Annotated in this window: 9 protein-coding genes; 4 read left to right on the top strand and 5 right to left on the bottom strand. The window is 74.3% G+C overall.

Going from position 1 to position 13,545, the window contains the following annotated elements:
* The first annotated feature begins 62 nt into the window (after positions 1–62).
* The 3 genes from ACFQBR_RS09540 to ACFQBR_RS09530 all read left to right on the top strand — a co-directional run bounded on the left by ACFQBR_RS09540 (position 63) and on the right by ACFQBR_RS09530 (position 4,343).
* Positions 63–653, top strand: coding sequence for a DUF1707 SHOCT-like domain-containing protein (locus tag ACFQBR_RS09540; RefSeq protein WP_267950515.1), 591 nt, complete (start codon positions 63–65; stop codon positions 651–653).
* Between the two features lie 133 nt (positions 654–786).
* A complete protein-coding gene (locus ACFQBR_RS09535) occupies positions 787–2,175 on the top strand; it encodes a class II fumarate hydratase (protein WP_267946546.1) in 1,389 nt (462 codons plus the stop codon).
* A gap of 215 nt (positions 2,176–2,390) precedes the next feature.
* The gene (locus tag ACFQBR_RS09530) at positions 2,391–4,343 is read left to right on the top strand and encodes a serine/threonine-protein kinase (RefSeq protein WP_378552882.1); all 1,953 of its coding nucleotides are present in this window, start codon (positions 2,391–2,393) and stop codon (positions 4,341–4,343) included.
* 61 nt (positions 4,344–4,404) lie between these two features.
* Here ACFQBR_RS09530 and ACFQBR_RS09525 read toward each other — a convergent pair whose 3' ends face one another.
* Together ACFQBR_RS09525 and ACFQBR_RS09520 are read right to left on the bottom strand one after the other, a co-directional pair.
* The gene (locus tag ACFQBR_RS09525) at positions 4,405–5,061 is read right to left on the bottom strand and encodes an aggregation-promoting factor C-terminal-like domain-containing protein (protein ID WP_378552879.1); all 657 of its coding nucleotides are present in this window, start codon (positions 5,059–5,061) and stop codon (positions 4,405–4,407) included.
* 43 nt (positions 5,062–5,104) lie between these two features.
* On the bottom strand, positions 5,105–5,794 hold the full coding sequence (locus tag ACFQBR_RS09520; protein ID WP_344186230.1) for an aggregation-promoting factor C-terminal-like domain-containing protein: 690 nt from the start codon (positions 5,792–5,794) through the stop codon (positions 5,105–5,107).
* Between the two features lie 412 nt (positions 5,795–6,206).
* On the opposite strand from ACFQBR_RS09520, the gene ACFQBR_RS09515 reads away from it, so the two are divergent.
* Positions 6,207–10,331, top strand: coding sequence for an SCO7613 C-terminal domain-containing membrane protein (locus tag ACFQBR_RS09515; protein WP_378552876.1), 4,125 nt, complete (start codon positions 6,207–6,209; stop codon positions 10,329–10,331).
* A 72-nt stretch (positions 10,332–10,403) separates the two neighbouring features.
* On the opposite strand, the gene ACFQBR_RS09510 is transcribed toward ACFQBR_RS09515, so the two are convergent.
* The 3 genes from ACFQBR_RS09510 to ACFQBR_RS09500 form a co-directional block, all read right to left on the bottom strand.
* Positions 10,404–11,669 (bottom strand): PhoH family protein, encoded by a 1,266-nt coding sequence (locus ACFQBR_RS09510; protein ID WP_267946550.1) that lies wholly within the window; start codon positions 11,667–11,669, stop codon positions 10,404–10,406.
* A gap of 351 nt (positions 11,670–12,020) precedes the next feature.
* Positions 12,021–12,782: an isoprenyl transferase gene (locus tag ACFQBR_RS09505; RefSeq protein WP_267946551.1), complete on the bottom strand. Its 762-nt coding sequence runs from the start codon at positions 12,780–12,782 to the stop codon at positions 12,021–12,023.
* Positions 12,783–12,874: 92 nt separating this feature from the next.
* Positions 12,875–13,486: an RNA polymerase sigma factor gene (locus ACFQBR_RS09500; protein ID WP_267946552.1), complete on the bottom strand. Its 612-nt coding sequence runs from the start codon at positions 13,484–13,486 to the stop codon at positions 12,875–12,877.
* Positions 13,487–13,545: the final 59 nt, after the last annotated feature.

Here is a 13,545-nt window from a genome sequence, read left to right as displayed (position 1 = left end):
CGGGGCCGCGACCGCGTCCCGGTCCGCCGGGCACGCACTAGGGTGGCGGTGTGAGTGAGGAAGTGTCCCCCGAGCGGCTCCGCGCCTCCGACACGGACCGCGAGCGCGTGCTGAAGGCCCTGCGCGACGCCGCCGCCGACGGCCGCATCGACCTGGAGGAGTTCGAGGAGCGCTCCTCACTCGTGCACGGGGCCCTCACCCTGGGCGAGCTCCCCGGGATCACCGCCGACCTCCTCCCCGTCGAGCGCCAGCCCATCCGCCTGGACCCGCAGCCCCTGGTCGGGCTGTTCGGCAACACCGCGCGCCGGGGGCGCTGGGTCGCCTACCCGGGCGAGTACGCGGTCGCCGTCGTCGGACGGGTGGAGGTGGACATGCGCGAGGCCCTCCTCATGCACAACCACCACCGGATGACCGTGACCGCCGTCCTGGGCCGTGTGGAGATCGACGTCCCCGAGGGCGTCGAGGTGCGCCTGACCGGCTGGTCGTTCCTGGGGCGGCGCACCACCACCGCCCGCCGCTCCGGCATGTCCGACCCCCCGGTGCTGGAGATCGACGGTTTCTCGCTCTTCGGGGTGGTCCGCGTGCGCGCGCCGAGGCGCCGCCGCTTCCTCGGCCGGCTCCGCCGGGCGCCCCGCCGCGGCATCGGTTCCTGAACGCGCCCGCTTCCACCTGCGGCGATGTCAACATGACGCGTGCAACACCGCCAAGCCCGGGTGAGGTGACGGTGTGCCCGGATGCGTCTGGCAGGCTTTGTGTCACAGGTTTTCCCAGGAGAGATGGGTTGCAATGAGTGAGTTCCGTATCGAGCACGACTCGATGGGTGAGGTCAAGGTCCCGGCCGAGGCCAAGTGGCGGGCTCAGACGCAGCGCGCCGTCGAGAACTTCCCGATCTCGGGCCAGGGCCTCGAAGGCGCCCACATCGCCGCCCTCGGCCAGATCAAGGCCGCCGCGGCCAAGGTGAACGCCGAGCTCGGCGTCATCGGCGAGGACCTCGGCAAGGCGATCCGCGAGGCCGCCCTGGAGGTGGCGGACGGCAAGTGGAACGACGAGTTCCCGATCGACGTCTTCCAGACCGGTTCCGGCACCTCCAGCAACATGAACACCAACGAGGTCGTGGCGACCGTCGCCAAGGAGCGCACCGGCCTCGACGTCCACCCCAACGACCACGTCAACGCCTCCCAGTCGTCCAACGACGTGTTCCCCTCCTCCATCCACATCGCCGCCACGGCCGCCGTGCAGAACGACCTGGTCCCGGCGCTGCGGCACCTGGAGGGCGAGCTGTCCCGCAAGGCGGAGGAGTTCGCGTCCGTCGTCAAGAGCGGCCGCACCCACCTGATGGACGCCACCCCGGTGACCCTCGGCCAGGAGTTCGCCGGGTACGCCGCCCAGGTGCGCTACGGCGTGGAGCGCCTGGAGGCCTCCCTCCCGCGCGTGGCCGAGCTGCCGCTCGGCGGCACCGCCGTCGGCACGGGCATCAACACCCCCGAGGGCTTCTCGGCCCGTGTCATCGCCGAGATCGCGTCCCACACCGGCCTGCCCCTCACCGAGGCCCGCGACCACTTCGAGGCGCAGGGCGCCCGCGACGGCCTGGTCGAGCTGTCCGGCCAGCTGCGGACCGTCGCGGTCGGCTTCGCGAAGATCGCCAACGACATCCGCTGGATGGGTTCCGGCCCGACCACGGGCCTGGGCGAGATCTTCCTGCCCGACCTCCAGCCCGGTTCCTCGATCATGCCCGGCAAGGTCAACCCGGTCCTGTGCGAGGCCGTCCTCCAGGTGTCCTCGCAGGTCGTGGGCAACGACGCGGCGGTGGCCTTCGGCGGTGCGAGCGGCAACTTCGAGCTGAACGTGCAGCTGCCGATGATCGCCCGCAACCTGCTGGAGTCGATCCGGCTGCTGTCCAACGTCTCGCGGGTGTTCGCCGACCGCTGCGTCGCGGGCATCGAGGCCAACGCCGAGCAGTGCCGCGTCTACGCCGAGTCCTCGCCGTCGATCGTCACCCCGCTCAACCGCTACATCGGCTACGAGGAGGCCGCCAAGGTCGCCAAGCAGTCGCTCAAGGAGAAGAAGACCATCCGCGAGGTGGTCCTGGAGCGCGGCTACGTCGAGGCGGGCAAGCTCACCGAGGAGCAGCTGGACGACGCCCTCGACGTGCTGAAGATGACCAACTCCCGGTAGGCGGGGGCCGTCCCCGCGGGCGGCGGTCCGCGGTGTCCACGGGGCGCTCCGCGCGGGCGGGGCGCCCCGCCGCCGGGCGGCGACCGGTCCGCGGGGGCGACGGCCGTGCGGCGCTCCGGTTCCACTCACCTGCCCCCCGGGAACCTTCCACACGCGGGAGGCGTCCGACATCCTTGTCAGAGCACCCGAAAGGCCCGCCTTCGAGAGGGCAGTACATGTCGAGCAACAGCGACAGCGAACAGATCGTCGCGGACCGCTACATCCTGCGCCGTGAACTCGGACGCGGCGGTATGGGCGTGGTCTGGGAAGCCTTCGACCCGTCCCTGGACCGCGTCGTCGCGATCAAGCAGGTGCTCCTCCCCGACCACTTCACCGACTCCGAGCGCGCCGACGCGCACGGGCGGGTCCGCCGCGAGGCGCGTTCGGCGGCGCGCATCAGCCATCCCACGGTGATCACCGTCCACGACGTCTTCGAGTACGACGGCGACCCGTGGGTGGTCATGGAGCTCGTGGAGGGCGGGTCCCTCCAGGACCGGCTCAACGAACAGGGCGCCCTCCCGCCCGACACCGTCGCGGAGATCGCGGAGTCCCTGCTCAAGGCGGTGCAGGCGGCGAACGCGGCCGGAGTCCTGCACCGGGACATCAAGCCGGGCAACATCATGATGTCCCTGGACGGCCGGGTGATCCTCACCGACTTCGGCATCGCCACCATGGAGGGCGGTCCCAGCATCACCCGGACGGGTGCGCTGATCGGCTCCCCGGAGTACATGCCGCCGGAGCGCCTGGAGGGCGGGCCCGCGGAGCACCGGGGCGACCTGTGGAGCATCGGCGTGACCCTGTTCGCGGCGGTGGAGGGCACGTCGCCGTTCCGCCGGGACAGCCTCACCGCGGCCATCGCCGCCGTCATCTCGGCGCCCCTTCCGCCGATGACGCGTGCCGGACGGCTGGAGCCGGTCATCACCGGCCTCCTGGAGCGCGACCCGGACCGGCGGCTGACGGTGGAGGGCGCGCTGGCGCTCCTGCGCGGGCAGGGGACCTCCGGCGGGGGCGTCGGCCCGGCGGGCGCCGCCGGAGCCGCCGGAGCCGCGGGGGTCGCGGCGGGCGCGGCGGGCACAGGCCCCGGCACCGCCCCGGGCGCCGGCGGCTCCCCGTACGCCCACGGTTTCCGGAGCGGCGGGTACCCCGCTGCCGGGCCACGGACCGGCGGCCGCTCCACGGGCCCCGGGACGGCCGGCCACGGCCCGGGGACGCCCCTCCCCCAGGGCCGGCCCCGTCCCGCGGGTCCGGTGACGCCGCAGACCCCCTTCCCGCCCGGCCGACGCCCGGCCACCCCGTACGGGCACTCCGGCGGGGGCGGCACGGGCGGCCGCGGAGGCGCCACGGGCCCCCTCCACTCGGGGGGCCACGGCGGCTCCGGGCGGTCCGGTTCCGGGAGCGCCTCGACGGCCAGGGTGCTGTTCGGCGTCGGCGCCGGCCTGCTGGCCCTCCTCCTCGTCTCCGTGGTCGCGGTGGCCGTGGTCCTGAGGTCGGGCGGCGCCGCGGGGGAGGCCGCCCCCCAGGAGGCGCCGACGCAGGGCGGCGCGCCTCCGGAGGAGCCGTCCCCGTCCGCGGAGCCCGGCGGCGGCAGCGGCGGCGAGCAGGCCGCCGCGGCCGAGGGGGACGACGGCGGGGAGCCGCCCTCCTACGACGAGCTGGACACGTTCAGCTCGCAGTGGTTCGACGTGGCCCACCCGGCGGGCTGGGAGGTCGACGACAGCGAGATCGACAACAGCCTCGCGGTGTTCGTCGCCCCCGGCAGGGACCACCAGGTGTGGGTGACCGGGTGGACGGAGGAGGAGTTCACGGGGACGAGCGCCGAGTACCTCCGGCAGACCAACGGCGGCACCGACGCGGACCAGGACATCACGACGGACTACTCCGAGCTGGAGCTGGAGGAGTTCGACGAGGACGACTACGGGGAGGGCTGGGACGTCGCGATGGTGGAGTCCGACTTCACCAACGAGTCGTGGGCGACACCTGAGCGCCGCTTCTGGTCCTACGCGATCAGCGTGGACCACGAGGGCAGCAGGGTCTTCTACATGGTGAGCGTCAACGTCCCGCGCGAGGACGGGGACTTCTACGACGACCTCCACGAGGAGGTCGTGGAGACCTTCACCCCGCACCTCTGACCGGGCCCCGGGCACACGACGGCCCCCGCGGTGTCCCGCGGGGGCCGTCGTGTGCCCGGGATCAGTACCAGCCGATGGACTGGGAGTGGGCCCACGCCTCACACGGGGTGCCGTAGCGCCCCTTGATGTAGTCGATGCCCCACGCGATCTGGGTGGCGGGGTTCGTCTGCCAGTCGTCGCCGTGGGAGGCCATCTTGCTGCCGGGCAGCGACTGGGGGATGCCGTACGCGCCCGAACTCGGGTTCGAGGCGGTGTGGTTCCAGTTGCTCTCCTTCTCCCACAGGGGTTCGAGGCAGCCGGAGAACTGGTCCGCGCCCCAGCCCTCCGCGAGGACCATGTCGAGGGCGATCGACTTGGGGTCCCCGGTGAACTCGGGAACCTCCTCCTCTTCCTCCTCTTCCTCTTCCTCCTCGATGTCGCTCCCGTCGCCCTGGGCCGTTCTGACCCCGGCGCCGAGGGCGGCCTCGCTCTCTCCCCGGGCCTGCTGTCGCAGCTCCTGGAGTTCTTCCTGCGTCAGCTCGGCGGAGGCGAAGAACTCGTCCTCCCCGGTTTCGGTGTCGGCTGCGGATTCCTCGCTGTCCGGAACGGCGGCGCTGGCCGCCATTTCCGGGTCGACCCCGTCGTCCGCGAACGCGGAGACGGCGAACGTCGCACCCGCGACGAGGGTCGCCGCACCGATCACCGCTGTACTGCGCAGCGACATTCGGTTGAGTAGCACGATTGCCTTTCCCAAGAGGGGGTTATTGGCAGGGAAAGCCCCATTAATACCAGTTGTTCGCCTGGGAGTGGGACCAGGCGCCGCAGGGGTTCCCGTACCGGTCCTTGATGTAGTCGATGCCCCACGCGATCTGGGTGGCGGGGTTCGTCCGCCAGTCGTCGCCGTGGGAGGCCATCTTGCTGCCGGGCAGCGACTGCGGAATGCCGTAGGCGCCCGAACCCGGGTTCTCCGCGGTGTGGTCCCAGTTGCTCTCCTTCTCCCACAGGGGTTCGAGGCAGCCGGAGAACTGGTCCTCGCCCCACCCCTCCGCGAGGACCATCTCCAGGGCGATCTCCTTAGCCGAGCCCGCCGGGACGGCGGCCGCGCCGCCGCCGGAGGGGTCCGCGGGGTCCGCGCCGCCGCCGGAGGCGGTGGCGCCGGGTTCGGGCTCCGGTTCGGGCTCGGGGATGTCGCTCCCCGTCCCGCTGGCGGACCGGAGGCCCTCCTCCGCGGCCGCCGCGGCCTGCCGGCGGCTCTCCTCGCGCTCCTCCCCGCCGACCGCGGAGGGCTCGGCGAAGAAGTCGTCGGCGCCGCCCCCGGACTCCTGGTCGGGGACCACCGCGGCGGACGTGAGCCGTTCGGGCTCCACCGCCCCGGTCTGCGCGAACGCCGCCACCGTGAAGGCGCTTCCCGCGACCACGGCCGCGGCTCCGACGGCGCTCGCACGGCGCAGTGAGGTTCGGTCGATCAGCAAGGAGTGGCCCTTTCGCGTAGACGCACACGTGCCTTCGTGGGGCTGTTCGTGTGCGGTGCTTCGCCGCCGCTGACCACGTGGCCCGGACTGTGCGCGGAGGGGACGGGTCTTCTTCCGTTCGACCGACCGCGGCGGGGGACTTCCACGTGGGAGGGAGTGTTCTGTGCAGCGGACTCAGCCTGCATCATCGTCACGGCCAAGTAACGCCAGTTTTACTATGCCTTGGGTCACATCACGGAATGTGCCTGTATTGCGGCCCTCTGACCTGCACATCGCCACGAAGAGTCAAGTTCCGGTCAAGCGGTTCCACGTGTGCTCCACGTCTCCGCACCGGGGGACGCGGCTCTCGTCACCGCCCGGTCTGAGTACGTGTACCGATGCGCGCGGGCGGGGCCGGGGACAGGATGGCGGTATGAACGCCCCAGGATCCCCACCGTCCCCCGCGGGTCCACGGCTCCACTGCCCGGACTGCCGCGCCCCGCTCCCGGCCGGCGTGCGCGCGTGCCCGCGGTGCGGACTGGCACTCGTCGGCGACACCGCCCGGCGCCTCTGGCTGATCGACTCCGAGATCGCGGAGATCGACGGCCGCAGGCACCGCCTGCTCGGCGAGCGCGCCGTCACGATGCGCCTGCTGCGCCGCGAGTCGCTCCCGGGGCGGCCGGGCACGCCCCTTCCCGGGCGCGCCCCCGCCGACGGCCGCCCCGGAGCCGTCCGGGCCGAGGCCGGCCCGCGGCCTCCGCTCGGCTCCGCCGCCCCGGGGGGCCCGGCCCCCGCGTCCGCCGGACACGGCTCCGAGCCCGTCGGCGAGGTCACCCGGCGCTCCGCCCAGAACGTCGTCCTCGGGCTGGGCGGCCTCCTCGTCGGCATCGCCGCCCTGGTGTTCGCCGTCTGGTCCTGGAGCGACCTGGGCACCGGCGCCCGCGCGGGCGTCCTCGGCGCCACGACCCTGGCCTTCGCCCTCCTGGCCCTCCCGCTGCACCGGCGCGGCCTCAGGGCGACCGCCGAGACCTTCGGAGCCATCGCCGCCGCCCTGCTGTGCGTCGACGCCCTCGCCCTGGGCCTGCTCCTCTCCGACCGGATCTCCAACGGGCCCGGCTACTCGGCCGCCGCGCTGGCGGCCGTCGGCGCGCTGACGGCGCTCTACCCGCTCCTCGTGCCGCTGCGGTCCCCGCGCGTCGTCGCCGCGCTCGTGGCCCAGCCGGTCCCGGTGCTGCTGGTGGCGGCGGCGCCCGGGGACGGGCTCCTGCCCTGGACCCTGCCCGCGCTCGCCGCCACCGCCCTCGCCGACCTGCTGCTGGTCCGCCTGCTCGGCGGCCCGCGCGGGGGCGTCCCCGTCCGCACCCTCCACGTGACCGCGACGGTCCTGTGGGGGTTCTCCCTCGCCCTCTCCGCGGTTCTCGTGCTCGCGGTCCCCGCGGCCGGCGACGCCGGCTCCTGGTGGGCCCTGGCGGCGGCCCTGCTGGTGTCCGGCGTGACGGGGCTGCTGTTCACCCGGCGCCCGCTGCCCTCCCTCCCCCCGGCCGGCGCCGGGCCGTCGGCGGTGCACGCCGTCGTCGCGCTCCTCGCCCTGGGGGCGGCGCCCCTGGCGGCCGGGCCCGCCCACCTCCCCGTCCTCCCGCGCGTCCCGGGCACGTTCTGGTCCGAGGCCCCCGGCACCGCGACCGCCGCGGCCGCCGGGGTCCTGGGGCTCACCGGTCCCGGCGCGCCCCCGCTGTCCGGAGCCGCCTGGCTGGCGGCCGTCGCGGCCGCCGCCGTCCTCGCCCTGGCGGCCACGGCCCTGCTGCGCCGCGACCTCCTGGCGCACACCTCGGCCCTGGTGGCCCCGCCGACCCTGCTGGCCGTCCCCCTGCTGCTGCCCCTGCCCCTGGCGGTCGCGGTCGTGTGGGCCCTGCTCGTGGGCGCCGCGCTGGTCCTCGGCACCGCCCTCCTCCCCCGGCGGGGCGCGGGCCGGGTGTCCGCGGCCTCGGGGAGCCTCACCGTCGCCACGGGGGTCCTGTGGTCCCTGCCGGACCAGTACACGTCCCTGGCCGCGCTCCTCCTGGCGGGCGCGGTCCCGCTGGTCGGCCTCCTGCTGTTCCGCCGCGCCGACCGCGCGGGCGACGCCCCCGCCTCCCTGTACGGGGCGTGCCTGCTGCTGTGGGCGCTGGCCCTGGCGGCCGGGACGGTCTTCCTGGCGGCGCTGACCCTCGGCGGGGACGCGGCGCGTCCCGCCTGGTGGCTCCTCGCCGCCTCCACCCTGCTGGCGGGCGCGACCGCCCTGCTGTTCGGCAGGGTCCGCCGGCCGTTCGCCTCCCCCGCGGCCGGAACGGCGCCCGGAGGCGGTCGTGCGGCGGCCCGGACCCCCGCCCCGGACACCGCCGACCCCCGGACGGCCTTCACCCTGTTCGGCCTCCTGCTCCTGCCCTCCGCCCCGCTGCTCGCCGGAGGGGGCCGTGCCCCCGGGCTGGCGGCGCTCCCCGGCCCGTACGCCCCCTGGACCGCCCCGGCGTCGGCGATGCTCGACCCCGCCCACCGGGTGCTGGGGCTCTCGGCCCCCTCCGGGACGGCCGCCGCGCTGGGCGCCGCGCTCGGCGTGCTCGTCGCCGGCGCGCTGGTGGTGGCCCTGGTCCTCGTGGTCGACCGGAGGTGGACGGTGACCGCGGCCTCGCTCGCCGCACCCACCTCCCTGGTGCCGCTGCCGGTGCTCCTGGGCCTGCCGTACGCGGCGGCGGTGGTGTGGACGGTGTTCGTGGGAGCCGCGCTGCTGCTGGGCGTCACGCTCTCCGGCCGCTCCGGACTCGGCTGGGTGCCGACGGCGACCGGTTCGGCGACCCTCGTGCTGGGCCTGCTCTGGTCGCTCCCCGAGTACCGCACGACGCTGTCGGCGATCGTGCTGGTCGCGGCGGCCTCCCTGGTGTCGGCGCTGCTCCTGCGCCGCGTGGACTCCCCCGGAGCCGCGGCCCGCACCGCGCCCCTCGTCCCGGGGGCCCTCTCCCTCCTCGCCGGCGGGGCCTCCCTGGCGGCCTCCTTCACACGGCCGGGGCCGCCCGAACCCGTGGCGTGGTGGTTGTCGGCCGCGGCCCTGCTGTGCGTCGGCGCCGCCTCGGTGGCCTCGGCCCGGCCGCACCGCCCCGGGGCGCCCCGGCCGGCCCTCGGCCCCGTGCCGCGGCCCGCGCTCCGGGCGGCGCCCCTCACCCTGCTCGGGCTCCTGCTGCTGGGGGCCGTCCCGCTCGTGGCCGGTCCCCGGTCGCTGCCCGCGCTCGCCGCGGCCTCCCGGGCGTACCCCCCGGGGACGGCCCCGCTCCCGGCCCTGACGGACCCCGCGTACGCCGTCCTCGGCCTCGCCCCGCTGCCGGGACCGGTCGCCGCGGCGGCGGTCGCCGGGGTCCTGGTGTCCGGGCTGCTCTCCGTCGGCGCGGTCGCCGTGCTGGCCCGCAGGTGGACGCCGCACGCCGTCGCCCTGGTCGCGCCGCCCGCGCTGGCCCCGCTGCCCGTGGTCGCCGGCGCGCCGTTCCTCCTCGCCCTGCTGTGGGTGCTGGCGGTGGGATCCGCTCTCGTGGTGTGGTCCGCGCTGCTGCGGGACGGGCGCACGAGCCCGCTGCCGGGGCTGACCGGCCTCCTCACCCTGGCGCTGGGGCTGGGCTGGGCGCTCGCCGAGGAGCACACGGTCGCGGCCGCGCTGATGGCCGCCGCGGTGGTCGCGTCGGTGGCCGCCGCACTGGCGCGGACGCCCGTCCCGGCCCTGGGCGGCACCGCGGCCGCCACGGCCCTCACCGGCGCGTTCGCCCTCGCCCTGCCCCTGGCCCTGGACGCGCCGGCGGAGTACGCGGCGCTGGCGCCCATCGCCCTGGTCGCCGCCGTGGCCGCGGTCGTGCCGAGGCTGCGCGGGGCGCTGGTGCCCGCCGCGGAGGTCCCCGCGTGCCTGTGGGCGGTGCTGGCACTGGCCGTCTCCCTCGGCGCGGGGGCGCGGCCGGAACTGGTGGCGCTCGCGCTGGCCCTGGTCGGCGTGATCGCGTCGGCCACCGCCGTGCGGCCCGGCCGGTCGGGGTTCGCGGTGGTCGGCGGCCTGCTGATGTTCGCCGCCCTGTGGACCGCGCTCGCGGCGTGGGACGTGACGGTGCCCGAGGCGTACACGGCGCCGCCCGCGTTCGCCGCCCTGGTCATCGGCTGGGAGTGGAGCCGCAGGGCGCCCGCCCCGCCGTCGAGCTGGGCCGCCTACGGCGGCGGTCTGGCGCTGCTGTTCCTGCCGACGGTGGTCCTGGTGCTCACCGGGGACGGCATGGCGTGGCGGGTGCCGGCCGTGCTGGTGCTCGGGGTGGCCGTCACCGTGTGGGGGCTGGCGGGACGGCTCCGGGCGCCCCTGGCCCTGGGAGGGCTGGTGCTGGTGGCCACGTCGGCGCGGGCGTTCGGGCCGCCCCTGTGGGACCTGGCCCGGCTCGCGCCGAACTGGGTGCCGTTCGCGGTCGTGGGCCTGCTCCTCCTCGCCGTCGGCGCCCGCTACGAGGCGAGCCTGGCGAGGCTGCGGAGCCTGGGGCGGCTGGTGTCGGGCATGCGCTGAGGGGCCGGAACCGGCACGCGCGGACGGCGGTCCGGGCCCGGCCTCCCCGGCCGGGCCCGGACCGCCCTCGCGTCAGTTCTCCAGCAGCTCGGTGACCAGGGCGGCGATCGGGGACCGCTCCGACCGGGTCAGGGTGATGTGTGCGAACAGCGGGTGGCCCTTGAGCTTCTCGATCACCGCGACCACGCCGTCGTGGCGCCCCACCCTCAGGTTGTCGCGCTGGGCGATGTCGTGGGTGAGCACCACCCGCGAGTTCTCCCCGAGCCGGGACAGGACGGTGAGGAGCACGCCGCGCTCCAGTGACTGGGCCTCGTCCACGATCACGAACGCGTCGTGCAGCGAGCGGCCCCGGATGTGCGTGAGCGGGAGGACCTCCAGCATCCCCCGGTCCACGACCTCCTCGATGACGTCCTCGCTGGTCACGGCGGACAGGGTGTCGTGCACCGCCTGGCCCCACGGTGTCATCTTGTCGTTCTCGGTGCCGGGCAGGTAGCCGAGTTCCTGGCCCCCGACCGCGTACAGGGGCCGGAACACCATCACCTTGCGGTGCTGGCGGCGCTCCAGGACGGACTCCAGCCCGGCGCACAGCGCCAGCGCCGACTTGCCGGTGCCCGCGCGCCCGCCCAGCGACACGATGCCGACCTCGGGGTCGGTGAGCAGGTCGAGGGCGATCCGCTGCTCGGCGCTGCGCCCGTGCAGACCGAACACGTCCCGGTCCCCGCGCACCACCTTGACCGACTTGTCGGGCCGCACCCGGCCGAGCGCCTTGCCCCGCTCGGACACGAGCACCAGCCCTGTGTGACAGGGGAGCTCCCTGGCCTCCTCGATCTCACTGGTACCGCTCTCGAACAGCTCACCGATCTGGTGGGCGGGCACGTCCAGTTCGGCCATGCCCGTCCAGCCGTGCTCGATGGCGAGCTCGGCGCGGTACTCGTCGGCCGGGAGGCCGATCGAGGCGGCCTTGATCCGCATCGGCAGATCCTTGCTCACCAGCACGACGTTCCCGCCCTCCTCCTGGAGGTTGCGGGCCACCGTCAGGATCCGGGTGTCGCTGTCGCCGAGCCGGAAGCCCGCCGGCAGGATCTTCGGATCACTGTGGTTGAGCTCCACACGGAGCGTTCCGCCCTGGTCGTTCACCGGTACCGGGACGTCCAGTCGGCCGTTGGCGACCCGCAGGTCGTCGAGGCGGCGCAGCGCGTTGCGAGCGAAGTACCCGAGTTCCGGGTGGTGTCGCTTGCTCTCCAGCTCGGTGATCACCACCACGGGGATGACCACCTCGTGCTCGGCGAACCTGGCCATGGCCATCGGGTCGGCGAGCAGGACACTGGTGTCGAGCACATGGACGCGCCTTCCCCGGCCTACCTCCGTGTGGGGGTCGGCGGGGGACTGGGTGTCACGGCGATCGGTCGAGGAACTAGCCACTCGTTCTCCCCTTGGGCACCGCGGGGGCGCCCTACTGTCACGGGATCATGGAGGACCGGGACCTGGCCCCAGAGGGCCGGGTCCGGCCCTCCTCGTCGACGTTCCGCGAGGGCGGAGGAGATCAATGAGCCGGGGCCTCCCGAACGGGTGGATGCACACCACCCGCTTGTTCCGACGCTACGCGCCCGCGACCCCGTTTCCAAGGGTCCCGCCCCGCCGCGCGGTGAACACCGCGTTAATGGGCAGGCCGACCGGGGGGACCGGGGGTCAGGAGCCGAAGCGCCGGTTGCGCGCGCCGTAGGAGCGCAGTGCACGGAGGAAGTCCACCCTGCGGAACGCGGGCCAGTAGACCTCGCAGAAGTAGAACTCCGAGTGCACGCTCTGCCACAGCATGAAGCCCGAGAGGCGCTGCTCCCCCGAGGTGCGGATGAGCAGGTCGGGATCGGGCTGGCCGCGCGTGTAGAGATGCCGTGCGATGTCCTCGATGTCCAGGCGCTCGGCAAGCTCCTGGATACCGGTGCCCTTGGCCGCCTCCTCGTGGAGGAGGGACCGAACCGCATCAGCGATCTCACGTCTACCTCCATACCCGACGGCGACGTTGACAACCAGGCCGGGGTTGCCGGATGTCGCCTCTTCCGCCTCCTTCAGGGCGCGGGCGGTGGAGTCGGGCAGCACGTCGAGCGCGCCGACGGGGCGCGTGTTCCACCCCTCCTCGCGGAGCCGGGCGATGGTCTGCTCGATGATGCGCACCAGCGGGCCCAGTTCGGACTCGTCGCGGGTGAGGTTGTCGGTGGACAGCATCCACAGGGTGACCACCTGCACACCGACCTCGTCGCACCAGCGCAGCACCTCGAAGATCTTGTTCGCGCCGGCCTGGTGGCCCTCCTCGGCCGCACGGAGGCCGCTGCTCTTCGCCCATCGGCGGTTGCCGTCCATGGCGACACCGACGTGGCGGGGAATCTCCTGGCTGGTCAGCTGGCGTTCGAGCCGCCGCTCGTAGAGCCAGTACAGGGGGTCTCGGAGCCCCATTGGCGAAACCTCTCAGAGCTGGATCAAAGACAGCACACTCCTGTGAAGGATGTGCCGACGGGGATTCCTCCAGAGTAGTTCGCCCCGGGGCGCTACGTCACAGCCAGGGACTTGCGCACGTGCTTGCGGCCCTGGTGGATCCGGGACTTGACGGTGCCCAGGGCGAGGTTGAGCTCGGAGGCGATCTCGTTGTAGTCCATCTGGCACAGGTCGCGCAGGACCAGGGGGGCGACCAGGTTGGGGCGGTCCTTCTCCAGCTGGTCCAGTGCCTCGAGGAGGTCGATGCGGGAGCCGGCGATGACGCTGGTGGTCCGGGGGTCGCGCTGGTGGGGCATGCGCTCGGCCTCGGTGGGGAACTCGGCGGACCTGCGCTTCATCGACCGGTAGGTCTGGCGGGCGGAGTTGGAGACCACCGTGTACAGCCAGGTGGTGAAGAGTGAGTCGCCCTTGAAGCTGTCGATCTTGCGGGCCACGCGGAGCAGCGCGTCCTGGCAGGCCTCCTCCGCGTCCTGGCGGTAGGGGAGGAAGCGCGCGCACCGGCGGAGCACCTCGGGCTGGATGCGCCGGAGGAGGTCGTCCAGGGCCGCGGCGTCGCCGTGCTTGGCCCGTCGCGCGAGGTCCTCCAGCTCCTCGTCGACGTTGCTCGCCACCCGCCGCCGGGGCGCCGGGGTCTCCTCGTTCTCCGTGTGGTCACTACTGCGCATGGCTGGTCTCTCCCTGACTGACGGCGGACGTCCGGCCGTCCTGTTCGGACGCGTGTGCG

Origin of the sequence: Nocardiopsis tropica (genome assembly GCF_042660575.1) — a bacterium.
GTDB lineage: Bacteria > Actinomycetota > Actinomycetes > Streptosporangiales > Streptosporangiaceae > Nocardiopsis > Nocardiopsis tropica.
Note: the sequence above shows the minus strand (reverse complement) of the source record. Positions and strands in the feature narration are given on the sequence as shown.

What these genes read in the sequence shown, in the direction of transcription:
- ACFQBR_RS09505 (WP_267946551.1), bottom strand. Translation starts at nt 12,782, where the DNA reads ATGGGGCTCCGAGACCCCCTGTACTGGCTCTACGAGCGGCGGCTCGAA.
- ACFQBR_RS09515 (WP_378552876.1), top strand. Translation starts at nt 6,207, where the DNA reads ATGAACGCCCCAGGATCCCCACCGTCCCCCGCGGGTCCACGGCTCCAC.
- ACFQBR_RS09530 (WP_378552882.1), top strand. Translation starts at nt 2,391, where the DNA reads ATGTCGAGCAACAGCGACAGCGAACAGATCGTCGCGGACCGCTACATC.
- ACFQBR_RS09535 (WP_267946546.1), top strand. Translation starts at nt 787, where the DNA reads ATGAGTGAGTTCCGTATCGAGCACGACTCGATGGGTGAGGTCAAGGTC.
- ACFQBR_RS09500 (WP_267946552.1), bottom strand. Translation starts at nt 13,486, where the DNA reads ATGCGCAGTAGTGACCACACGGAGAACGAGGAGACCCCGGCGCCCCGG.